23 protein-coding genes are annotated in these 20,624 nt (G+C 43.7%); 8 read left to right on the top strand and 15 right to left on the bottom strand.

The window, feature by feature from the left end; all coding sequences use genetic code 11:
- Nucleotides 1-5: 5 nt before the first annotated feature.
- The 6 genes from A0128_RS06340 to dapA are packed head-to-tail and all read right to left on the bottom strand — an operon-like array spanning nt 6 to nt 4,199.
- On the bottom strand, nt 6-227 hold the full coding sequence (locus A0128_RS06340; RefSeq protein WP_069606735.1) for a tetratricopeptide repeat protein: 222 nt from the start codon (nt 225-227) through the stop codon (nt 6-8).
- A 3-nt stretch (nt 228-230) separates the two neighbouring features.
- Nucleotides 231-611: a holo-ACP synthase gene (acpS, locus tag A0128_RS06335; protein ID WP_069606734.1), complete on the bottom strand. Its 381-nt coding sequence runs from the start codon at nt 609-611 to the stop codon at nt 231-233.
- Nucleotides 608-1,660 (bottom strand): CdaR family protein, encoded by a 1,053-nt coding sequence (locus A0128_RS06330; protein ID WP_156781904.1) that lies wholly within the window; start codon nt 1,658-1,660, stop codon nt 608-610. Before A0128_RS06330 ends, acpS begins: the two co-directional genes overlap by 4 nt.
- An 8-nt stretch (nt 1,661-1,668) precedes the next feature.
- Nucleotides 1,669-2,487, bottom strand: a complete 819-nt coding sequence (cdaA, locus tag A0128_RS06325; protein WP_069606733.1) for a diadenylate cyclase CdaA — start codon at nt 2,485-2,487, stop codon at nt 1,669-1,671.
- Nucleotides 2,488-2,502: 15 nt separating this feature from the next.
- Entirely contained in the window at nt 2,503-3,312 is an 810-nt protein-coding gene (gene dapB / locus A0128_RS06320) for a 4-hydroxy-tetrahydrodipicolinate reductase (protein WP_069606732.1), read from the bottom strand.
- A 2-nt stretch (nt 3,313-3,314) separates the two neighbouring features.
- The gene (dapA, locus tag A0128_RS06315) at nt 3,315-4,199 is read right to left on the bottom strand and encodes a 4-hydroxy-tetrahydrodipicolinate synthase (RefSeq protein WP_069609159.1); all 885 of its coding nucleotides are present in this window, start codon (nt 4,197-4,199) and stop codon (nt 3,315-3,317) included.
- Nucleotides 4,200-4,293: 94 nt separating this feature from the next.
- On the opposite strand from dapA, the gene A0128_RS06310 reads away from it, so the two are divergent.
- Nucleotides 4,294-5,325, top strand: coding sequence for an MraY family glycosyltransferase (locus A0128_RS06310; protein ID WP_069609160.1), 1,032 nt, complete (start codon nt 4,294-4,296; stop codon nt 5,323-5,325).
- Nucleotides 5,326-5,850: 525 nt separating this feature from the next.
- On the opposite strand, the gene A0128_RS22030 is transcribed toward A0128_RS06310, so the two are convergent.
- Nucleotides 5,851-5,991 (bottom strand): hypothetical protein, encoded by a 141-nt coding sequence (locus A0128_RS22030; RefSeq protein WP_156781782.1) that lies wholly within the window; start codon nt 5,989-5,991, stop codon nt 5,851-5,853.
- Between the two features lie 190 nt (nt 5,992-6,181).
- Here A0128_RS22030 and A0128_RS06305 point away from each other — a divergent pair, with 190 nt between their 5' ends.
- Entirely contained in the window at nt 6,182-6,484 is a 303-nt protein-coding gene (locus tag A0128_RS06305) for a helix-turn-helix domain-containing protein (protein WP_069609158.1), read from the top strand.
- Between the two features lie 421 nt (nt 6,485-6,905).
- Here A0128_RS06305 and A0128_RS06295 read toward each other — a convergent pair whose 3' ends face one another.
- The 6 genes from A0128_RS06295 to A0128_RS06260 all read right to left on the bottom strand — a co-directional run bounded on the left by A0128_RS06295 (nt 6,906) and on the right by A0128_RS06260 (nt 12,231).
- Nucleotides 6,906-7,406 carry a tetratricopeptide repeat protein gene (locus A0128_RS06295; RefSeq protein ID WP_069606730.1) on the bottom strand — a complete coding sequence of 167 codons (501 nt, stop codon included), beginning with the start codon at nt 7,404-7,406 and terminating at the stop codon, nt 6,906-6,908.
- Nucleotides 7,407-7,425: 19 nt separating this feature from the next.
- Complete coding sequence (locus tag A0128_RS06290; RefSeq protein ID WP_069606729.1) at nt 7,426-7,869, bottom strand: hypothetical protein; 444 nt, start codon at nt 7,867-7,869, stop codon at nt 7,426-7,428.
- 1 nt (nt 7,870) lies between these two features.
- Nucleotides 7,871-8,842, bottom strand: a complete 972-nt coding sequence (locus tag A0128_RS06285; RefSeq protein ID WP_069606728.1) for a PdxA family dehydrogenase — start codon at nt 8,840-8,842, stop codon at nt 7,871-7,873.
- Between the two features lie 58 nt (nt 8,843-8,900).
- The gene (locus A0128_RS06280; protein ID WP_069606727.1) at nt 8,901-9,341 is read right to left on the bottom strand and encodes a bactofilin family protein; all 441 of its coding nucleotides are present in this window, start codon (nt 9,339-9,341) and stop codon (nt 8,901-8,903) included.
- Nucleotides 9,342-9,464: 123 nt separating this feature from the next.
- Nucleotides 9,465-10,235: a hypothetical protein gene (locus A0128_RS06275; RefSeq protein ID WP_069606726.1), complete on the bottom strand. Its 771-nt coding sequence runs from the start codon at nt 10,233-10,235 to the stop codon at nt 9,465-9,467.
- A 691-nt stretch (nt 10,236-10,926) separates the two neighbouring features.
- Nucleotides 10,927-12,231: a tetratricopeptide repeat protein gene (locus A0128_RS06260; protein WP_069606723.1), complete on the bottom strand. Its 1,305-nt coding sequence runs from the start codon at nt 12,229-12,231 to the stop codon at nt 10,927-10,929.
- Between the two features lie 58 nt (nt 12,232-12,289).
- Between A0128_RS06260 and A0128_RS06255 the strand changes: the two genes are divergently transcribed.
- Nucleotides 12,290-14,542, top strand: a complete 2,253-nt coding sequence (locus A0128_RS06255) for a lytic transglycosylase domain-containing protein (protein WP_069606722.1) — start codon at nt 12,290-12,292, stop codon at nt 14,540-14,542.
- Here the strand turns inward: A0128_RS06255 and A0128_RS06250 are convergent.
- Nucleotides 14,539-14,802, bottom strand: coding sequence for a DUF2442 domain-containing protein (locus A0128_RS06250; RefSeq protein ID WP_069606721.1), 264 nt, complete (start codon nt 14,800-14,802; stop codon nt 14,539-14,541). The two genes, A0128_RS06255 and A0128_RS06250, sit on opposite strands and share 4 nt — an antisense overlap.
- The gene (locus A0128_RS06245; protein ID WP_069606720.1) at nt 14,783-15,028 is read right to left on the bottom strand and encodes a DUF4160 domain-containing protein; all 246 of its coding nucleotides are present in this window, start codon (nt 15,026-15,028) and stop codon (nt 14,783-14,785) included. The genes A0128_RS06250 and A0128_RS06245 overlap by 20 nt, the downstream gene beginning before the upstream one ends.
- A gap of 240 nt (nt 15,029-15,268) precedes the next feature.
- Here A0128_RS06245 and A0128_RS06240 point away from each other — a divergent pair, with 240 nt between their 5' ends.
- The 5 genes from A0128_RS06240 to A0128_RS06220 all read left to right on the top strand — a co-directional run bounded on the left by A0128_RS06240 (nt 15,269) and on the right by A0128_RS06220 (nt 20,618).
- Complete coding sequence (locus tag A0128_RS06240; protein WP_069606719.1) at nt 15,269-16,558, top strand: citrate synthase; 1,290 nt, start codon at nt 15,269-15,271, stop codon at nt 16,556-16,558.
- Between the two features lie 86 nt (nt 16,559-16,644).
- Complete coding sequence (locus tag A0128_RS06235; protein ID WP_427854343.1) at nt 16,645-17,808, top strand: class I SAM-dependent rRNA methyltransferase; 1,164 nt, start codon at nt 16,645-16,647, stop codon at nt 17,806-17,808.
- Nucleotides 17,786-18,664, top strand: coding sequence for a class I SAM-dependent methyltransferase (locus A0128_RS06230; protein ID WP_083244071.1), 879 nt, complete (start codon nt 17,786-17,788; stop codon nt 18,662-18,664). The genes A0128_RS06235 and A0128_RS06230 overlap by 23 nt, the downstream gene beginning before the upstream one ends.
- Nucleotides 18,661-19,494 (top strand): TrmH family RNA methyltransferase, encoded by an 834-nt coding sequence (locus tag A0128_RS06225; protein ID WP_069609157.1) that lies wholly within the window; start codon nt 18,661-18,663, stop codon nt 19,492-19,494. The genes A0128_RS06230 and A0128_RS06225 overlap by 4 nt, the downstream gene beginning before the upstream one ends.
- A complete protein-coding gene (locus A0128_RS06220) occupies nt 19,491-20,618 on the top strand; it encodes a sugar kinase (RefSeq protein ID WP_069606716.1) in 1,128 nt (375 codons plus the stop codon). Before A0128_RS06225 ends, A0128_RS06220 begins: the two co-directional genes overlap by 4 nt.
- The last annotated feature ends 6 nt before the right edge of the window (nt 20,619-20,624 follow it).

Here is a 20,624-nt window from a genome sequence, read left to right as displayed (position 1 = left end):
TTCTCTTATTTAGTTTTCATTTCAAAAACTCCGTCCCAGTCGTCTGGAGGAGGAGTTGTGATAAATGCCTGGCAACGGCCGATGTATTTTTTAGAAGGACCGTCTTCCGGAGAAAGTTCGGCCGCCTTCTTAAACTTATCAAGGGCTTCTGCAAACTTTCTGGTTTTGTATAAGCTCAGACCTTCGTTGTAAAATACAATGGTCTGTTTCATTGTTTCAGAGATCATCTTTTACTCCCTGTAAAGCACCACGACTGCGGTGGAATAATTCTCAGCGTGACTGATCGAAACCGAACATCCGCTGTAACCTTTGGTAAGAAACAATTCTTTCGATTTTCCGTGGAGTACCAATTCTTTTTTTCCGAATTCCTTTCCGAAAAGTTCGATTTCACGCATATCCAGAATCACCTTATCTCCGGGTTCGATCGCTTTGATAAAGGCTTCCTTTACACAAAACCTTCCGCTGAGATGAGGAATCGGATCCTTACGATTGCTACAGTATTCTCTTTCGGATTCCGAGAAGACCCGTTTTAAAAAACGATCTCCGTGTTTTTCCAAAAGCTCTCGGATTCTCTGGTTTTCAACGATATCGTTGCCGACGGAAATTTTCATTCTTCTTCGAGGAGCTCCGGATTGGAATCGGGTTCGATCGTATTCTCTTCTTCTCCGTTGTCCCCTTCTTCGCCGCCGGACTTGTCCTTATCGGGTTTGACCTTATAAAGAATCGAAATTCGATCCGGAAAAACTCCGAGAATATCGACCGCTTTCAACGCGGGAGCCTTGGTCAACTTGATCTTCGCAAAGACGGGCTTATTGTCCGGGAGAATTTTTTTGGTCTTAGAATCGTATTTATGAGAACAGACGACGCTCGCGGAAAGTCCCTTGATGACTTGAATACTTTTCAGAGGAGTTTTCGACTGGAGTTTTACGGAAACTTCGGGTTCTGAGAATTCAGCCTCCAGATTCTTATCCAAACTCTGGCATTTGATCGGAATTCCGAGAAGAAGGGTTTCGCCCGCGTTAGACGCGCTTGCAAAGATGTTTACTCGGATCGTGATTTCCTTTACGTTTTCTCTCACCTTCACGCTTGCCGGAAAATCTGGAAGTTTGTGTTTGATCGTAAAGGATTCGGTTTTGTCTTTGAGAGAAATCGGAGGAAAAGAAATTCTTCCAAGATCCTCCAAAACTCCCGGAGGACCGCTGACGTGAATCACCGAAGGAGAAACAAACGGCCCCGTCTTTACATAGTTAGGCGGAAGGTCTCCCGTGAACTTAACGTCGATCGGAAGAAATTTTCCGGAGTTCGATTCTACGATTACCTTGACCTTATCTTTGAGTTTTGTTATGCGAAGTCCGGCCGGAGCGCCCGAGATTCGATACAGTGAAACGGAATTTTCACCGGGTTTGAGATCGGACGCGCTTACGTGAGCCTTTAAGAATTGAGAATAATAGTTCACGTATTCCCGAACGCCTTCCACTTTTACAGGAAAGGTTTTGTCCGAAGACTTGGATACTGCGAGAGAACCGCCTAACTTAGGATATTCGATCGGAATATTGATTTCTTTTACGAGTATTTTAGAATTTTGTAAATTCACATAAAACAAGATCGCGAGAAGAATCGATCCGAGTTTTGCCTGCCAGTTATTGAAGATCGCTTTCAACATCGTCATTAACCCGTCTTATCGTCGGAAGCAAGACTGTGTTTTTCCGAGCCCGAATTTCTTTTCTGAAGAATCGTATTCACAAAATTTTTGAGTTCTATCGGTTTGACCGGATGAGTCATCTCTCCGTCGTAACAAACCGAAATTTCTCCGGTCTCCTCCGAAGTAACGATGACGATAGAATCCGATTCTTCCGAAATCCCGATGGCGGCCCTGTGTCTCGCGCCCATTCTCGCGTCGTCCAAATTCTGAGCCATCGGCAAGAACGCACCCGCACAGGCGATTCTGTTTTGTTCTATGATCACCGCTCCGTCGTGAAGCGCCGAATTCTTTTTAAAAATCGTAAGGAGCAAACTGGTCGAGATGATCGCGTCCAATTGTACGGACTGATCGATGATTTCTTTCAGACTGTTTTCACGAACGATCGCGATGAGGGAACCGGTCTTATTCTTCGCCATAATCTTAACGGCTTCGGTAATTTCTTCCAGATCGGTCATCTGCTTTAACAAAAAGGGCTGAAAGATTTTCATCCTGGAAAGATCGGCGGTGATCTTTCTGAGTTCGGGTTGAAGTAAGACGATGATCGCAAAGACGAGCGCGGGACGGATATTTTCTATGATCCAATCGAGGAGTTCGAGTTCGAAGTAACTCGCAAAAATTCCCAAGAGCCAGATAAGCGCGACTCCGAGGAGAAGTTGAATCCCGCGGGTTCTTCGGATCGTAGTATAAAATTGATAGATGAGAACGCTGACGATCAGGACGTCGAGGATGATGATAAAAGGATTTTTACCGAGAGGAAAAAGAGATATGTTCTTGAAAAAAAACAAAACTTCCCCTTCTTCCTACAATCCTAAAACCGCAAACATATCGTAAAGTCCGGGCTTATGACCGACTAAAAATTCAGCGGCGTGAACGGATCCGACCGCGAAGGTCTTACGATCCTGAGCCTTGTGAGTGATTTCGATTCTTTCTTCGGGTGTAAAAAAATAAACCGTATGATCTCCGATCACTTCTCCCGCGCGGAGAGTATGAATTCCGATTTCCTTTGGATCCCTTTCTTTGAGAATTCCATGTCTTCCGTGCACTACATTCTTCTCTGTTCTGCCTAACGTTTCGAGAAGAATACTTTTTAATTTTTCGGCGGTTCCGGAAGGAGCGTCCTTTTTATGACGATGATGAATGTCTTGGATTTCAATGTCGGAGATTTCGCCCATCACCTTGGCCGCGATTTCGGTTAACTTAAAAAGAAGATTCACGCCGATGGACATGTTCGGAGAATAGACGATCGCGATTTCTTTGGATGCGACTCGAAGTGAATCCTTTTGTAATTCCGTAAGTCCTGTGATTCCGACGACCACGGGTTTTTTTAAAGAAACACAAGCCTTGAGAGTGGAATCCAGATTTTGATGTGTGCTAAAATCGATGACACAATCGGCGCCTTGAACGGCGGCGTAAATATCCGACGTAAAAGAAACTCCATTCTGTTTGATCCCCGAATGCAAACCGGAATCCATTCCCAAAAAAACGGAACCGGAACTTACGACGGAAGAAGACAATTCCGACTTGGAAGAAGCGGAGAGAACCGTGATGATGGCGCGCCCCATTCTTCCAGAGCCTCCGATGAGAGCGATCTGAAACTTTTTCTCGGACATGATCACTCGTATCCTTTTTCTTTCAGACCTTCGAGGACTTTTCGAAATTTTGCGCTCGTTTCATTTTGCGTAAGAGGAGTCATCGGAAGACGAATCTCGGAAGAACAATGTCCGAACCAACTCATCGCCGCCTTGATCGGAATCGGATTGGTTTCCATAAACGCAAGAGAGAATACTTCTATAAAATCATAATGAATCTTTCTGGCTTCCGCAATATTTCCGTCGTGAAAGTTTTGAACGAGCTCAACCAACGCCTTTGGAAATAAATTGGAAACCACGGAGACAACCCCGACTCCGCCGATCGCAAGAAGTGGAAGTGTAAGATTATCATCACCGGAAAGAACGGTCATCTTGTGACCGACGAGAGAAATCAGCTTGGACATCTGACCGAGATCCCCGGTAGCTTCCTTCATCGAACGGATATTTTTGACTTCGCTTAAGCGAAGGACCGTTTCCGGGAGAACGTTTACGGATGTTCTTCCGGGAATATTATAAAGCATTACCGGAACGGAAGAATGTTCCGCGATCGCTTTGAAGTGTTGAAAGAGTCCTTCTTGGGTCGGCTTGTTGTAATACGGATTTACGGAAAGAATCCCGTCTACTCCGTCCTTACAAGCCGCTTCGGTGAGTTCGATCGCTTCTTGAGTGGAATTGGAACCGGTTCCGGCCACGACCTGGATTCTATTTTTCACCGCCTTGACGGTTTCACGGATGAGCTCCGCGTGTTCTACGTGGGAAAGAGTCGGAGATTCTCCGGTCGTTCCACAAGGAACAACTCCGTTGATCCCGGCCTTGATTTGTTTTTCCAGAAGTTTGAAATAGCTATCGTAATCAATTTTTCCGTTTTTGAATGGTGTGATAATCGCTGTATAGACGCCCTGGAACATATAGTGACGTTCCCAAGTTTGGCCTGATTTGGCAATCAAAATCGGTTCGATTTCTGATTGCGAAAGAGAAGGTTTCATCCAATCTGGAATGCCAGTGGATCAAATCGCAAACTTCTGGAATCCGGGAATTCTTTCCGTCCTTCTCTTTCTTATCACCGCAATCCTTTCCTGGATTTACGTCCGGTCGGAGTCGTTTGGAATCGCAGACGTCTCCAACGAGAGAAGTATGCACATCGGGGTGACCAAGAAGTCAGGAGGGATCTGGATTTTTCTTTCGGTATTTTCCATCGCCTTGGTTTGGTTCGGCGGTTTTGAGAATGCGGAAGACAAGGTGCTCTTATTTTTCGCGGGCCTCGTTTTCTTTTTTGTAATCGGACTCGCGGACGACCTACTTTCCCTCGGCGCTGGAATTCGTCTGTTGTTGGAAGTCGCGTTCTTGATTTTTTTCTTTCAACTCTTGCCCGTGAACTTCACTCTTCTCGGTTGGAAACTGGACGGAATCCCAGGAGCCTCAACGTGCGTTTTGATCGTCTATGTGTTGTTCGTAGTAAACGTATGCAACTTCATGGATGGATTGGATTCTTTTCTTTCTTCTCACTTTTTACTCGCGGTCTTTGCGTTCCCGTTTTTATTTCATTCTTCTTTGCCTCCGATCTATCTCTGGATCTGCGCCGGAGTTTTCGGTTTTCTCGTTTTCAATCTTCCCAAGGCTCATCTGTTTATGGGAGACGCGGGTTCGCTTCCTCTCGGTTACGCGATCGCCGTTTTACCGCTTCTTTTTATCAACGAGAAGAATTGGCCTTCGTTTGAGATCACTTCCGCGTTCTTCTTGCTTCCCGTTTTTTTTGTGGATGGGATTTTAACGATTCTTCTTCGCCTAAAAGATAAGGAGAATATTCTGAGGGCACACAGAAGACATCTCTATCAACTCGTTGCCGTAAGAACGGAAAAAAAAGGGCTGGTGTCGATTGCTTTCACGGCCGCGAATTTACCCGCGATGATTTTTTTTGGGATTCACAGAGAGGTGAGTATTCCGGGAAGTTTTATCTTTTGGATTTCAGTTGCTGTTTACGCGTCGCTTTACTTCTTTATTTTTGGAAAAGTTAAATCTGCTAAAAATATCTGAGCTCTTTGGCGAAGAGCAGTTAGGTCGTCGACCGATTCTGATTTCTTTAAACCGTTCCAATGCTTTTCCCAAAACCTGAAATGTAGGAACTCACACCTCGACAGGGTGAAAGCGAATGATTCAAGATCCCAATCAAACACGGACATGGCGAAATTTGTGGGAACTCACACGTTTGAGATCGAAAGGCCCATCTCGCGAGAAGGGAACGCTAGAAAAATGCAGGTCTTTGTATTCTTTCCCAGTGTTTCTTTCCGATTTTGGAAGGAAAACCTGTCTCAAAAATTAAAATGTAGGAACTCACACCTCAACAGGGTGAAAGAGAATGATTCAAAATCCCAATCGAACGCGGACATGGCGAAATTTGTGGGAACTCACGCAGAAGATTCGAATTTTTTAAAACGGGATTTTTTCCTTCTCTCATAGTTTTGGGACAAACCCTTCGCTCCAAGATCGTCTTTCCAAAAAATCGGAGTTTGAGAGGTTGGAGTTCCTCCGACGTCGAAGCGATAGGTCAAGAATTCGATCTTAAAAATAAAACTGAACTCTTCCTTCGTGAATCGCAAGTCCATTCTCTTTTTTTGAAAAGTAACCCGGAGAGCCCTGGCTTTCGAGCGTGAGATTCTTGTTATTTTTGAATAAATTCAAAAAATATAATTTAGAATTCAATTTCGAATTTGCTCTCCTTTTTAAAATTTGATTTTCAGGTTATAGAATTCAAGATTTGAAATCCTTATTTTTTGATTCGGAGGAGATTTGGAATCTAAAATTCTAAAGAATTCTGAAACTGAAGTCTTAGCGTTTTATAAAATATCCTATTTTGGTATATTCCATTTCAGGATGTAGAATGGATCCTGTTTTGTTCAAGTCTCTGCATTCAAGGGAAGCTAAAATTTTTTGTAAGAATCTGATTGCCGCGAGAAAAGCCGCGGGCTTGACTCAGATCGACGTCGCAAATCTTTTGGGCGAACCTCAGTCTTATATTTCCAAAATCGAATCCGGGGAACGAAGGCTCGACGTCATCGAGTTCTGGAGAATTTTCAAGATTCTTGAAAAACCTTTCGAGTTCTATTTTCATTTCGATGAAAAACCGGATGCTTTCGAGAAAAAAACCAAAACTCTCAGAGCTGCAAGTGGGAAACGAAAGAGAAAACCGGAGTGAGTCCTGATTTCAGGTGGGGTGTGAGTTTCTACTTTTGAAGTTTCGCGGTTATTTCAGCAAACAGCCATATTCTTCTTTTTGTTTTAGGATTAAACAAATGCTCCGGTCGGGGGTGAAGTTTCTTTGAAAACGAAATCCGTGAGAGTTCCCACACTTCTCAGGAAAGCCAGGGTCCTCTTTAAAAAAAATTCTAAGATTCGTTTTTGCCGAACCCACCCAAACGAAGGAGTTCCTACTTTTGTTCCAAGAGTAAACAATGGTCTGTCCGAAGTCGAGCTCCGCAGAAAGAAAAATTGTAAGAGTTCCCACATAAATCCACAAAACTTCCGTTCAATGGCCGAGAATTCATAAATTTCCTTGGTTTAGCGAAAAAGACGGAGTTCCTACATTGATTTCAAAATAGAACTAACAAGAAAAAAAATCAATTGTAGCGAACGTAGATTCTTTTGAGAGCAAGATTCGCCGGAGGATAATTCGGTTGAACCTTCACGGCCTTCTCATACTCGAGACGAGCCAATTCGATATGACCTAAAATTTCCAGACAAGAACCTGCGTTAAAATAAGGATAAACCGGAACTTCGTATCGAGGAGCGAACTTCGCTTTCTCAAACCAAGGAAGGGCTTCCTCATAACGTTTTTGTTGGAGAAGATAAACTCCGATATCATTGAAAGGATTTCCGAGACTGGAATCGGTTTCGATCGCCTTCTTACAAAACTCGATCGCACGATCCAATTTTCCCGCGAGAGAATAAGACCAACCCAAAAAAGTCCAAGCTTCCGCAGTCGGTTTAGCAGAAATAGACTTCCTATAATGCAAAGACGCGAGCTTCAGATTGCCTTTGGTTTGATAATCATAGGCGGTCAAAAAATGTTTCTTTGCTTCTTCCGATTCACCGAACGATTGTAAGTAGATTGGATTCATTCTACCTCTTAGACCTTCCTCACTTGGAAGAAAACTTCAAGAATTTCAGAAACGTTCCGTTTAAAAACCCGTCCACTTCCGGGGAGAAATTATTATAAAGAATAAAACCGCCCCAATAGATCAGAGTCACGCTCACAAGAGCCTTAGCTAAGGATTTGCTCACTTGCGGAGAAGCGGAATAAAAGATTCTTACCAAGGCAACAGGCCAGAGAAAGAGAAGAAAAAAGTAGGTTCCCCTCCCCATTCCATAGATCCAGGAAAGAATTTCGACGGGATAACTCGAGGTCAGACGTTCGTAGCTCGTCTTTAATTCCGGAAAGTATTGGAAGAAGTAAAAGATAAAAATAAAAACAAAGATGATCTTCCAGACAAATTCAAAATCGGAACGAAAGAGCACAAGGGTAAGTCCGCAGAACCAGAAGAGGAAGATGGGAAATACGATCTGTTCTAAGAGTCCCGGCATGTTACCTCGTTTCAGAAATAGAATCCGGATTTCCCAGAACCCGGTGCAGACATTCTACAAAGCTGGCTGAATCTGCAAGCCCTTTCCCGGCAATCCCAAACGCGGTTCCATGATCCGGAGAAACACGAAGAAAGGAAAGACCCAATGTAAGATTCACTCCCTTCTTCCCTTCCCACATCTTAAAAGGAATGAGACCTTGATCGTGATAACACGCAAGATGAAGTCCATATTTTTTTCTTTCCTGTTCGCCAAACATAGAATCGGCGGAGAGAGGACCTTCCACTTTCAAACCTTTCTTTTTTAAGAATTGGATCATCGGTTCCAAGATTTCAGATTCTTCCTTTCCAACCTTTCCCCCTTCTCCCGCGTGCGGGTTGAGTCCGAGAAAGGCTACCGGTTTTTTTCGATCGATCCGATCACAGGAAAGAATCGCGTCCGCCAGAGAAGGAAGGTCGATTCTTCGAAGATGTTCCGGCACCGTTACCAGAGGAACGTGAGTCGTGAGAGGAAGCACTTGCAAATCGTTTCCGGACATGAGCATATACGTTTTTTTTTGATACGCGTCGGCGAGAAATTCCGTATGACCTCGAAACGTAGAAGCTCCGGACGCGATCACCCATTCTTTGCTGAGAGGAAGTGTGATCAAATCCCCTCCCCCTTCTTTCTGAAATTCGATCGCAGAGGAAAGAGAAGCAAGAGCCGACCTTCCGGAAAGAACTGAAGGTTTTCCCGGTGTAAAGGAAGCTGTTTCCTTTTTGGAAAGAGAGTCCGGAACGATAGAATAAAGCCCTCTTTCCTCAACTTGAGAAGAAGTGGATACGGGAATGAAGTCTTTCGGAAGAGGATACCGTCCGCAGTGAAAGTAGAGAACCGGTCTTGTCTTGGAGATTTTTTTGAGATATGAAAATGTTGTGAGGAAAAGTTCCGGACTGATTCCGCAGGGATCGCCTTCTGTAATCAGGATCCGGTTCACTTTGTTAAGAGAATTCCTTTTGATACGAGAAGAAGCCCCGTATCAAAAGTTGGATTCATTATTCTTTCGCGCCGGATTGTTTTCCGAAGATTTTTTCAACGCTCAGAGCGTCTTTGGAATATTCGAGGTCGATCAGGTCTTTTGCGGAATGTTTGAGGTCGTTAGAAATCATACAACGTCCTTCCAGAATCACTCCGTTCTGAATGATCAATTCCGGAGTTCTAATATCCCCCAAAATTTTGGAAGTGGGAAGAAGCATCACTCGGTTTCTTGCCGTGATGTTTCCGATTACGATTCCTTCTATGATAACGCTGGCGGCTGTGATATTGGTTTTTACCTTTCCGGTAACACCGATGTAGAGCTGTTCTGCCTGCAAAGATTTACCTTCGAATTTTCCGTCGATCTTGAGAGATCCGTTGATAAAGAATTTTCCGCTGAAGTAGGAATTTTCTCCGATGGTGGAGTTAGTAACTTCGGATGAATTTTTAACGAGTGCCATGCGCCTGTCTTTCCTGTATGTAGTTTCCGGAGGGAGTTAAATTCACTAAATATGCAGATCCCATCAGAGGGAAAAGAATTTTTCAGGCTTCCGGCTTGAAAATTGCCGGAATGGGAAAATAGCTCAATTCCGAATATTCGGAACGTTGATCCTTTCCAGGGCCTCCGCGGTGAAATCCTGAAATTCTCGAAGCGCGTCCATGATACTCCTTCCTTCCAGCTCCGTTGCCCTTTCGAATCTAGAATTGAAATGGATGGAATCTTCTATGTTCATGATGACTCCTCCGACTTCCTTCGCCTCTTTCATGACTTTGTTTAAGAATTCGTTGAATTTCTGGAACATCTCAAAGGCTTCCGCGATAAAAATCCGAGTCTGTTTGTTTTTCATCCGGCTGAGCTGTTCTCTAAACTCCTGCTTTTCCGCGGCGTGAAATTCTTCTATGGTTTCCGTGAGAACCTTGATGTTTCTCCGAATATTCTCCATATACTTTACGACCCCGTCTTTTTCGTTTGTATGCGAAAAGTCGAATCTTACGTGAGTTTCGTTTAGGACCGGAAGGTATTCCCGATCCATAACGTTGATCCAGGTTCCGATCTGATTGACTTCCGCGTCGTTCGAATTGGGAGAAATTTTCATGACCGGGTATTTGGCGAGAATGTGTCCGACCTCGTGAGGGTTGTCCTTGAATCGTTTGATCTGTTCCGCGGCGACATCGAGGTTATCGGGAATTCCTTCCGGTGAAATGTCCTTCATCTTAGTTCTATATTTTTCGAGGTCCCTAGAAACTCGATAACGTTGTTCGTCGTTCTTGGATCCTCTGGAAATTTTTTCCAACTGATGAATCATCTTTTGGTATTTTTGAAGTTCAAGAATCTGTTCGTGACTGATTGCCATTGTGTTTCTCCTCGATACGGACTTCGTCCTATTCGGGACAAGCCCTTCTTTTTTTAGGAGCGCCTTGTTCGGGACTTGTTAGAAGAATTTTCCAAGTTTTATCGGTTGGATCGGTGTTTGTCAAGGAGTTCCTACTTCTTCTCAATCGTTTTGAATTTTGTGATTTGTTTCTTTCTTTTTGAAAAGAAAGGCTTTTCCGTATTTTATGCAATGCGGACTTCAAGCCCGTTTTCAAGAAGAATTTTTCGGAGAAATCCTTTCTCGGAACAACGAAGCCGGGCTGAGGAAGTTTTTAATTTGTGAGAGTTCCTACATTTCAAAACTCTCACTGCAAAATCTCGAAAACGATGGAGTTCCTACATTTCAAAACTCTCACTGCAAAACCCCGAAAACGATGGAGTTCCTACATTTCAAAACTCTCACTGCAAAACCTCGAAAACGATGGAGTTCCTACATTTCAAAACTCTCACTGCAAAATCTCGAAAACGATGGAGTTCCTACATTTCAAAACTCCCACCGCAAATCCTCGAAAACGAAGGAGTTCCTACATTTCAAAACTCTCACTCCAAAACCCCGCAACGAAGGAGTTCCTACATTTCAAAACTCTCACTGCAAAACCCCGAAAACGATGGAGTTCCTACATTTCAAAAGTCTCACCACAAAACCCCGCAAACGAAGGAGTTCCTACATTTCAATTCTTCTTATAACGTTCCAAAACCAGACGCAGATAATCCGAATCCGGAAAACGATACAAAAGACTTTCCAAAAGTCCGATCCCCTCGTCACCCTTCCCGGTTTCCACCAAAGCGATCCCGTGAAGATAGATCATCTCGGGAGTAAAACGAAAACGACCGCACTGCTCGATCGTATTCAGGAATTCTTCGTAATTCTTTTTAAAAAAACGAAGAACAAGCTGAGCGCGTTTTGTAAGATAAGAATCCGGAAGTTTTTCCTTCACGCCCGCGATTTCGTGCTCCACGTTCGAAGACTCCGTAGAATTCAGAAGAATCAAAAGTTCGAACGGAGATAAAGTATAAACGAGATGATTATCCTTCAAGAGCGCATAACGTTTCTCCAAAGAATCGTCCTGACCCTCGAGAATATTATCCTGCAAGGAACCCAACAAAACGGATCTTCCGTTTTTCTTTTTCTCTCCTTCGAGCCAGGCCTTTCTGTATTCTCTTGGACGAAACTGCTTTAGGACAAAATAATTTTCGAGATAACCGTGACGGGAAGAATACGCTTTGAAAAAAGATTCCTTCTCTTCGGAAGTAAACGTCTCGATCACGGAAAGGATTCTTCTTTCGATCGCGAAGACGGTTCTAAAGCCGGAAGTTTCGTGTTTGTATAAAACCCAGGCGAGCCCCAAAAGTCCGGGTTCCTCTCCGGTGACGACGAGATCGTAGATCGTTTCCCGATCCTCAAGCTCGAGACCGCCGAACTTCCAACGAAAACCGTATTTTTGAAAACGGGAATCTCCTTCCTTCTTTAGAGAATCTGAATATTCAATTTTTCCCATCAATGCGAGGACCTGCCTCGCTTCTATGATAAACGGAAGATCTTCGTCGAAAACGTGAGTCAGCTCGAGATATTCGTCTAACTCTTGTTCGTGGAGGAGATACGATTCTAAAACTTGAAAGATTTCAGGATCGGATTGATGATCTTCGATCGCCCTCTCATACAATTCTTCAAAGAAGATTTTCAGAAGATTTTTTTCCCTCTCGGAAAGACCTTCCTCTTCGAAGGGAGAAGTTACGTCGGCGTGAAAACGAAATTCTCCAAAGAGATCGATTCTTAAATTAGAAAATGGAGAATGTACTTTGTTGAGAGCGCCGGAGAAGTATTCTAAAATTTTCGATTTGAGTCTGAGGATTTCAGGATTCCTAGGAGCCGGACCCTCGGGCCCTTTTTTTCTAGGAACGATTTTCTCCGTAAAGGAAGAGAGAGTAATTTCCGGCCACGCTCCGATTGTTTTGTCTTTTTCCAGGGTCTGCATTGGAATTTCCTTCTTGCGATTGAATCCTTAGGCCGAAAAGGTAATAGAGCAACAACGAATGAAAAAATTCGCACTGATCAGCCTACTCCTTTTGATTTTCGGCAGTCTTCTCGCAAACGATGATCTCAAATACCTGATCAAATCCTATAGTCTTCAAAAAATACATCGTATTTTCCGAGATCGGGTCCCGGGAACCGAATCCGAGGTCTACGCCTTGGTTCGTTATCACGAAGAACATCCTGACGGAAGCCACGAGAAAAAGTTCGCCTATCTCGTTTCCCTTCTCAAAGGAAGAATGGTTTTGTCTCCGGGACGACAGGATCTTCTCGAGATCATCTCTTCACCGATGCCTTCTTCTTCCGTGATCACAAGACTTTCCCTCTGGAAACTCTATGAAGAATCGGTTAGTCGAAAGATTCTCGGAAAAGAGGAACTCGTGGGACTTCTCAAAAAATTTCCGAGAGAAAACGATCCCGTCTCTCAAAACGCGATCTCAGAAATTTTTAGAATCTACTACGAAGCCGGAATGATCCAGGAATGTCTGGACTTTGCGAAAAGTTTCAGCGACAAGGAACAGGCTGAAATTTTTTCTCCGATGATTTTGTATCGTTATGCGAAATCTCTCTATAAATCCGGAAACACCGAAAAAGCTGAATCGATCTTTTATTTTATCCTGGAAGATCCTTCCATCGTATCTTCAATCAAAAAATTTATCTTTGAAGATCTTCAGGTTTGGAAGGGAACTCATTTTTATCTTTCCCAAACTCCGGAACACGCGGCTCTTTTTCTTCCCTTTCTCAATTCTTCCGAAAAAAAACATCTTCTTTCTCTCAAAGATCTGGAACGTGTTTCCTTTTCCAAAGCCGAACCGTTTCGAAATACGGCGAGAGCCATCGTCTCCGTCGAACCGGAATCTCTTCCCGGTTTTTTTAGAAAGAATACCAATCACGCGCGAACCCATCACGACTTCACCGCTTCTATGTCGAGAGAACTTACAAACCAAAGCCTCCCCGGAAAAGGTTTGGAATTGTTAAACGACTCAGGAGCTGAAAAAAACGACGAAGTTCTTTATAGTTATGCGCGCGCATATAAAAAGCAGGGACACAAGGATCTCTATTTCAGAAATCTAATAGACTCTCTCGAAAAAAGTCCCACGAATTTAATACGACAAGACGAACTCATCGATCTTCTCACTGGAAATCACGAACACTTTTTAGGGGACGCTTATTGGCAGGACGCTCTTCGAAAAATTCCGGATCTTCCCGTAAAAGGAAGACTCGTCTATTGGTATCTTCGTCTTCTCAAAAAATCGGAAAGAAAGGAAGAACTCACCAATTGGTTGAAAACGTATTACAGACATATCCCGGGATCTTATTACACAAGAGTGATTCGGGAAGAATTTCAGGAAGAGATAGCAAACCTTCCTCTTCCATCCAATCCGACTCGAAACCGCGACAGTCTTTTTGAATATCTTTCTCTTACCGCGGGGATTCCAGATCTCTCCGGAAAAATTTTAGGAAGAGACTTGGACTTTGCTATGCAGGCTTCCGCGTTCCAACTCGGCGCGAGAATCGATTCCGCATATTCTAAGATTCGAGGGAATCGTTATCTGCAATCGGCGAAAGAATATCTCGAAGTCGGAGAGATGAGCCACGCGCTCACGCTCGTCCAAAGATACAAACTTCAACAGGGAATCGGAGAAAACGAAAAGGAAGAAATTCTCGCAGCGCTGGGAGAACAAACCGGAACTCCGTATCTCACTGTCTTTCATACGAGGGCGCTGATGAAAAAAGAAAAACTCAGCGACGACGTAATTCTTCTTCCATCCAAACTCGCTGCGAGAATCTATCCAAGACCTCATAGAGGTTTGGTTGCGAGCATTTCTAAAAACGTGGGAATCGACGAAGACATCGTCTATGCGATCATGCGTCAGGAATCTTTTTTCAAGGAAAACGCGACTTCGGTTTCGAACGCGAGGGGACTCATGCAAATCATGGGACCGACCGGAAGAGAACTCGCAAAAAGAATGAATCTGGATTCTTATTCCCTTTTTGATCCGGAAGTTTCGATCGAAATGGGAGCTCGTTTTTTACGTTACTTAGTGGCCTCGAACGACAACAGTTTGCAGTGGGCATCCATCGCCTACAACGGCGGCCCCGGCAATCTCCGCAAATGGAAACGCAATCACTACCACGGGGACTTCAATCATTTTTTGGAAGAACTCCCGGTCAAGGAACCCCGCGACTATTGTAGAATCGTTTCTTCCAACTATTACAATTATCAAAACCTGAGAAGGTATAAGAATCTCTAATGTGAAGATTTTTTGGTTTGATCTCCAAGTCCCAAAAGAAGTCCACTTACGCTTATATCTTCGTCGATTTCTTCCCAGTGAAGCCCGATTCCGCCGCCACTGATTATAACTTTCATTCTTTGCTCCGGGGTTGCCTGGAGCAAACGAGGAAAGTAAGTTAAAGGTACGGCGAGCTTTCTTCCATCATACAAAGCCACCCAAAGATTGTCCGTATCAAACCAAACTTTCTGAGCACGAGTTTCATGCGTTGAAGAAATCATTCCATTTTCCTTGTATCAAAACTTGATTCCTTTCTATTTCTTCTTGAATCCAACTCAATTCTTGAGAACGAAATCCATAATTTTCGGCTAACATGACTTGAGGTTCGATCCAAAATTTTGCAACTCTTTCCCCTTTGCGGATATGAATATGTAAGGACTCTCTTGGATTTCCTTCATTCGCAAAGAAAAAAAATTTGTAACCGTTGATTTCGAATACCTTAGGCACAACTTGACTTTATAGTTTATCAAATTTTTCGCAAGCAAAAAACTAATCACCCGTTTAGTATTCAAAATTTCTAAAATGAAAATTGAATCTTCCGAACAAGTTCTTATTCGTTTTGATTTTTTGGATTGTCTCTCTGATAGAAAGAATAGGATAGGAATCTGAATCGATTTTAACGCACTTGAACGACCGGACTCCCTATTAGATCCGGCATGATAATTTATATTTTTCCAGGAGAGGAACATGGCTGAGGTAGCAATTCTGAAGATAGACGGGAAAGAATACGAACTCCCGATCGTCGTAGGTAGCGAAAACGAAAAAGCGGTCGATATATCAAAACTCCGTCAACAAACCGGGTATGTCACTTTGGACAACGGCTATCTCAATACCGGAGCTTGTACGAGTTCGGTAACTTTCCTGGATGGAGAACTTGGAATTCTAAGATATAGAGGAATTCCGATCGAACAACTCGCCGAAAATTCCACGTTTACCGAAGTTGCCTACCTACTCATCTACGGCAAACTTCCTTCGGACGCGGAACTCAAAACATGGAACGAAGAACTCACCATGCACACTTTGATCCACGAGGATCTCAAACGTCTCTACAACGGATTTCCAAAAGACGGTCACCCGATGGCGATCATGTCTTCGATGATCGGATCTCTTTCTACTTACTACCAAGATTCTTACGATCCTGAAAACGCGGAACACAGACATATCTCCATGATCCGTCTTCTCGCGAAGTTTCCAACGATCGCCGCATTCGCTTTTAAGAAGTCGATCGGCCAACCGACGATCCATCCATTGAATAGTTTAGACTACTGTGGAAACTTCATGAACATGATGTTTTCAGTTCCGAGCGAAGACTATAAGATCGATCCTGAAATCGTAAAGGCCCTCAACTTACTCTTGATTCTACACGCGGACCACGAACAAAACTGTTCCACGTCTACGGTGCGTTTGGTGGGATCCTCTCTTGCAAATCTCTACGGCGCCGTTTCCGCGGGAATCTGCGCGCTCTGGGGACCAAGACACGGAGGTGCCAACCAAGAAGTATTGGAGATGCTACAAGAAATCCAAGCGAGCGGATTGCCTGTGAAAAAAATCGTGGAAAAAGCGAAGGACAAAAACGATTCTTTCCGTCTTTCCGGATTTGGTCACAGGGTTTATAAGAATTTTGATCCACGCGCAAAGATCATCAAAAAAGCCTGCGACTCCGTTCTCAAACGTCTCGGAATCCAAGATCCTCTATTAGACATTGCTAAAGAACTCGAGGAAGCCGCACTTCACGATCCTTACTTCGTGGAAAGAAAACTCTATCCGAACGTGGACTTCTATTCCGGAATCATCTACCGTGCATTAGGAATTCCAGTGAACATGTTCACCGTTATGTTTGCGATGGGTCGTCTTCCGGGTTGGATCGCTCAGTGGAAAGAAATGATAGAATCAACCGATATGAAGATCGGTCGTCCAAGACAAATCTATGTAGGAGCTACTGAGACGTCTTACAAAGAGGCCAAGAAAAAAGCCTGAACATTCCCTCTTCCCCCGCCTTCCGGTTCCGAAGATATCAACTGAACCGGAAGAGCGAACTCTCCGTAAAACGAAAACATCCTTGGATCTTTAGCGGCAATCTTTCTTCCGCGGTAACACCCTTTGCAAATGGAGAATGGCTGACGCTTTTCTCTACGGAAAATCATCCGATCGCAACGGGAATCTATTCTAAGAACGGACTCATACGAATCAGAGTCATACAAAACCTCCCCGAATTCTCAAAGGAAAAAGTTCGCGAGAATCTGATCTCTTCTCTTCACAAAAGAAAAGAATTGCGAAAGACGACTAACGCTTATCGGATCCTTCACGGGGAAAACGATCTCTTTCCCGGAGTGACCGTGGATAAAATCGGCGGAACCTGGGTCGTGAGGATCTATTCTTCCTCTCTTCTCGCATACGGACGATGGGTCGTCTGGAACTTATACGATCTATGCAAGAATTCTAAAGTAGGAGAACCTCTTCCCACGAAAATTCTTTTCGATCCTCCCGAAAAAACCGGAGACGATAAAAAACTCTCCGAAAGAATCTGGAGAGGCGCCAAACAAGGAAAAGACGCAATCCTGATCCGAGAAACGATTACTTTACAAAACGTAAAATTTCCTGTGGAACTTCCCGGACAAAAGGGAGGTATCTTTTTGGATCTTCGAAACCTTAGAAGATTTCTCTTGGACAAAAAGGAAATCTCAAAAGGAAAAGATTGTCTTCATCTTTTTTCGCATACGGGACTCACTTCGATCTGTATGGATTCTGCGGGAGCGCGTTCCGTGACGTCCGTCGACGGTTCCAAAGAAGCTCTGGATGCATTTCAAAGAGTTCTGAGTTTAAAAAAAGACGGAAGTTCTTGCAAACACAGATTCGTTCAGAAAAATCTTTTTAGAGAATTGGAAGACGTATTGAAGGATCAAAAATTCGGACTGATCGTAATCGATCCTCCGAACCTGACTCCGGATGCGAAGTCGAAAAAGAACGCGCTCAAGACCTACGCGCATCTGTTCGGAAGTTCTCTATCGTCTCTGGAAGAATCGGGAACGATCATTCTTTGCTCCTGTTCCGGAAGAATCGGTTCGGAAGAATTAGAATCTCTTGCAAAGAACATTCTTCAGTCCAAGGGTTGGAAATACGAGAAGTTTGAAAGTTTAAAACCGGAAGACGATCATCCGGTAAGAAGTCAGTTTCCGGAAGGAAATTATTTTAAGGTACATATCTATGAAAATTGTAAAACAAGCTGAAAGCCTCGACGGAACCTATTCTCTCCTAGACTCGGGAAACTTTCGTAAACTCGAACAAATCGGTCCTTATACCATCATCCGTCCGTCCCCGGTTTCGGCTTGGCCGGAATCCAAACCGGCTCTCTGGAAAAACGTCCACGGAGAATACGTACGCTCGGATAAGGGCGGAGGCGCTTGGAACTGGAATAAAAAAGTAGAAGAAGAATTCTTTGTTCAAATATTAGAATATTCAATTAAAATAAAGTTTACTCCCTTCGGCCACTTAGGGATTTTTGCGGAACAGTTGGAAAACTGGAAAAAGATTCAAAAACTTTCTTCTCAGCTCAAAAAAGAAGAAGAGGTTCTCAATCTTTTCGCCTATTCCGGAATTTCTACGCTCGCGGTCTTGGATGGAGGAGCTTCCGCATGTCACTTGGACGCCTCAAAAGGAATGGTGGACTGGGCCCGCGAGAATGCGACCGCGTCAGGACTCGCGGATAAAAAAATCCGTTGGATGGTGGAAGACGTTTTGAAATTTTTAAAACGAGAAATCAAAAGAGGAAAAGACTATCGAGGATTTATCCTCGATCCGCCGACCTTTGGAAGAGGAGCGAGCGGTGAAGTGTTTAAGATCGAAAAAGATCTTCCCGAACTCATGGATCTTCTCATGGAGCTCTGCGGATCCAAGCCGGACTTTATCGTTCTAACTTGTCACTCCACCGGTTTTAGTCCCCTCGCCTTACAAAGAATTTTACAAGGTAGAATTAAGAATAACGGAAAGTTTTACTTAGGAGAACTTTCCATTCCGGAACAGAGCGGAAAACTCTATCCTTCCGGATCAAATTGTATCTATACATCGGAGAGACTTTCGCTTTGAACCCGGAACAAGGAATTTCTTTTTTAGAGATCACGAGTTTCTCCAACGAGAAACTCAAGAACATCTCCAATCTAAAAGAGAAAAAACATCGAGAGACAAACGGACTTTTTTTTATAGAAGGCTACCGAGAAATCTCACGCGCATCCAAATCGGGAAAGGTAAAGTTTCAAAACGTCCTCTATTCTCCCGAATGTTTTTTAGGAGAAAACGAATACGACCTCATCCGGGCAATCGGAGCCAAGGCAATCAAGGTTCCTAAAAAAGTTTTTGAAAAGATTTCGTACAGAGATCGACCGGACGGACTCATCGCAACCGCCCACTTCTTTGCGACCGGAATCGACACATTTCCAAAAGAATCGGTTCAACTCAAAAAAGGAAAACCGATCCTCGTCATCGAAGGCGTGGAAAAACCCGGAAACCTCGGAACGATCCTACGGACCGCGGAAGGTGCGGGCTTTCATACCGTCCTAGTCGCGGATCCGAGACTGGATCTTTTTAATCCGAACGTCATACGCGCTTCTACGGGAGCGCTTTTTAGTCTCGAAGTTTATCTCGGAGAAACGGAAAGTATCTATTCCATTCTCAAAGAAAACGGATACAAAACGTTAGCCGTAACACCGGAAGCAAAGAAGTTATACTTCGATTCCGACCTCAGAGGAAAGATCGCACTCGTCTTTGGTTCGGAACAATACGGACTTTCTCCCTTTGCGAGAAGTCATTCCGACGAATACATTTCCCTTCCGATGTTCGGAGAAGCGGATTCTCTCAACCTCGCGATGTCCGCAGGAATCGTAATGTACGAGGTCATACGTCAGGGTTCTTCCAAATGAAGATTACGTATTATGTAAGTTCGCACGGCTTTGGTCATATCAGCCGTTCGATGGAAATCATTCTCTATCTGCTCCGAAGTTTTCCGGACCTAGAAATCGACCTCGTTACGACGCGGGAAGAATTCTTAAAGACGTTATCGCTCGGAGAAAGTGATTCTCTTTATTTAAAGCGACTTACGACTCGCAAAAAATCCATGGACGTAGGGATGGTCCAAAAAGATTCCCTTTCCATCGATATCAAAGGTACAGAACAGGCCATCGAAGAATTTGATTCTCAAAAATCCTATCTTCAAATATCGGAAATAGAATCCTGTCTCGACTTTGAAACGGAACTTATCATTTCGGACTCCGCTTCTCTTCCGTTTAACGTCGCGGACAAACTAAAAATTCCATCCCTCTTTATCGGAAACTTTACATGGGATTTTATCTACGGAGGTTATCAAAAAGAATCTCCACTCTTTTCACAAACAGCCTCCGTCCTTTTTGAAGAATACTATCTAGCAACCTTCGGTCTTTTGCTGCCTTTCTCCTGCCCCGCGGCTTCTCTCGCAGAACAAAAAAACATCGGACTCGTCGGTCGACGACCGAACCTCGATAAAACAAATGCGAAAGAATTTTTTAAACTTCCGAACGACAAAATCAATCTTCTCTTTTCGTTCGGTGCCTACGGAGTCAAAACTGAACATTTTGAATGGAAAAAATTTGATTCCGATCGATATCGAATCGTGATTTCAGGAGGAACCGACTTTGATCTTTCTCTGATCCCTGAAAAACAAAGAGAAGGAATTCTTAGCTTTACGAACGTCCACTATCCGGATCTTTTGACCGCTTGTGATTTCGTGATTACAAAACCGGGCTATGGAATTTTAAGCGAAAGCGTTTACGCCAAAACTCCTCTTCTATATACGGATCGGGGAAATTTTCCGGAGGTTCCTTATCTGCACCAAGCCCTCAAAGAAGAAATTCCATCGGCCTATCTTTCCAATGAAGAATTGTTTTCGTTTCAGTTTGAAAAATCGATCGGAAGCGCAAAGGCCTGGAAAGGAAAAGTATCTCCTCTTTTTGAGAGAGACGGAAGAGAAGACGTGAAACACGCCGTGAGCGTATTTTTAAAATTAATCTAATCTAAA

The organism is Leptospira tipperaryensis (assembly GCF_001729245.1).
Taxonomy (GTDB): Bacteria; Spirochaetota; Leptospiria; order Leptospirales; family Leptospiraceae; genus Leptospira; species Leptospira tipperaryensis.
Note: the sequence above shows the minus strand (reverse complement) of the source record. Positions and strands in the feature narration are given on the sequence as shown.

Coding starts and splice junctions, on each gene's coding strand:
- A0128_RS06240 (WP_069606719.1), top strand. CDS start 15,269: ATGGCTGAGGTAGCAATTCTGAAGATAGACGGGAAAGAATACGAACTC.
- A0128_RS06280 (WP_069606727.1), bottom strand. CDS start 9,341: ATGGCACTCGTTAAAAATTCATCCGAAGTTACTAACTCCACCATCGGA.
- A0128_RS06290 (WP_069606729.1), bottom strand. CDS start 7,869: ATGCCGGGACTCTTAGAACAGATCGTATTTCCCATCTTCCTCTTCTGG.
- dapA (WP_069609159.1), bottom strand. CDS start 4,199: ATGTTCCAGGGCGTCTATACAGCGATTATCACACCATTCAAAAACGGA.
- A0128_RS06220 (WP_069606716.1), top strand. CDS start 19,491: ATGAAGATTACGTATTATGTAAGTTCGCACGGCTTTGGTCATATCAGC.
- dapB (WP_069606732.1), bottom strand. CDS start 3,312: ATGTCCGAGAAAAAGTTTCAGATCGCTCTCATCGGAGGCTCTGGAAGA.
- A0128_RS06230 (WP_083244071.1), top strand. CDS start 17,786: ATGAAAATTGTAAAACAAGCTGAAAGCCTCGACGGAACCTATTCTCTC.
- A0128_RS06340 (WP_069606735.1), bottom strand. CDS start 227: ATGATCTCTGAAACAATGAAACAGACCATTGTATTTTACAACGAAGGT.
- acpS (WP_069606734.1), bottom strand. CDS start 611: ATGAAAATTTCCGTCGGCAACGATATCGTTGAAAACCAGAGAATCCGA.
- A0128_RS06260 (WP_069606723.1), bottom strand. CDS start 12,231: ATGCAGACCCTGGAAAAAGACAAAACAATCGGAGCGTGGCCGGAAATT.
- A0128_RS06275 (WP_069606726.1), bottom strand. CDS start 10,235: ATGGCAATCAGTCACGAACAGATTCTTGAACTTCAAAAATACCAAAAG.
- A0128_RS06295 (WP_069606730.1), bottom strand. CDS start 7,406: ATGAATCCAATCTACTTACAATCGTTCGGTGAATCGGAAGAAGCAAAG.
- A0128_RS06250 (WP_069606721.1), bottom strand. CDS start 14,802: ATGATTTCTTCAACGCATGAAACTCGTGCTCAGAAAGTTTGGTTTGAT.
- A0128_RS06255 (WP_069606722.1), top strand. CDS start 12,290: ATGAAAAAATTCGCACTGATCAGCCTACTCCTTTTGATTTTCGGCAGT.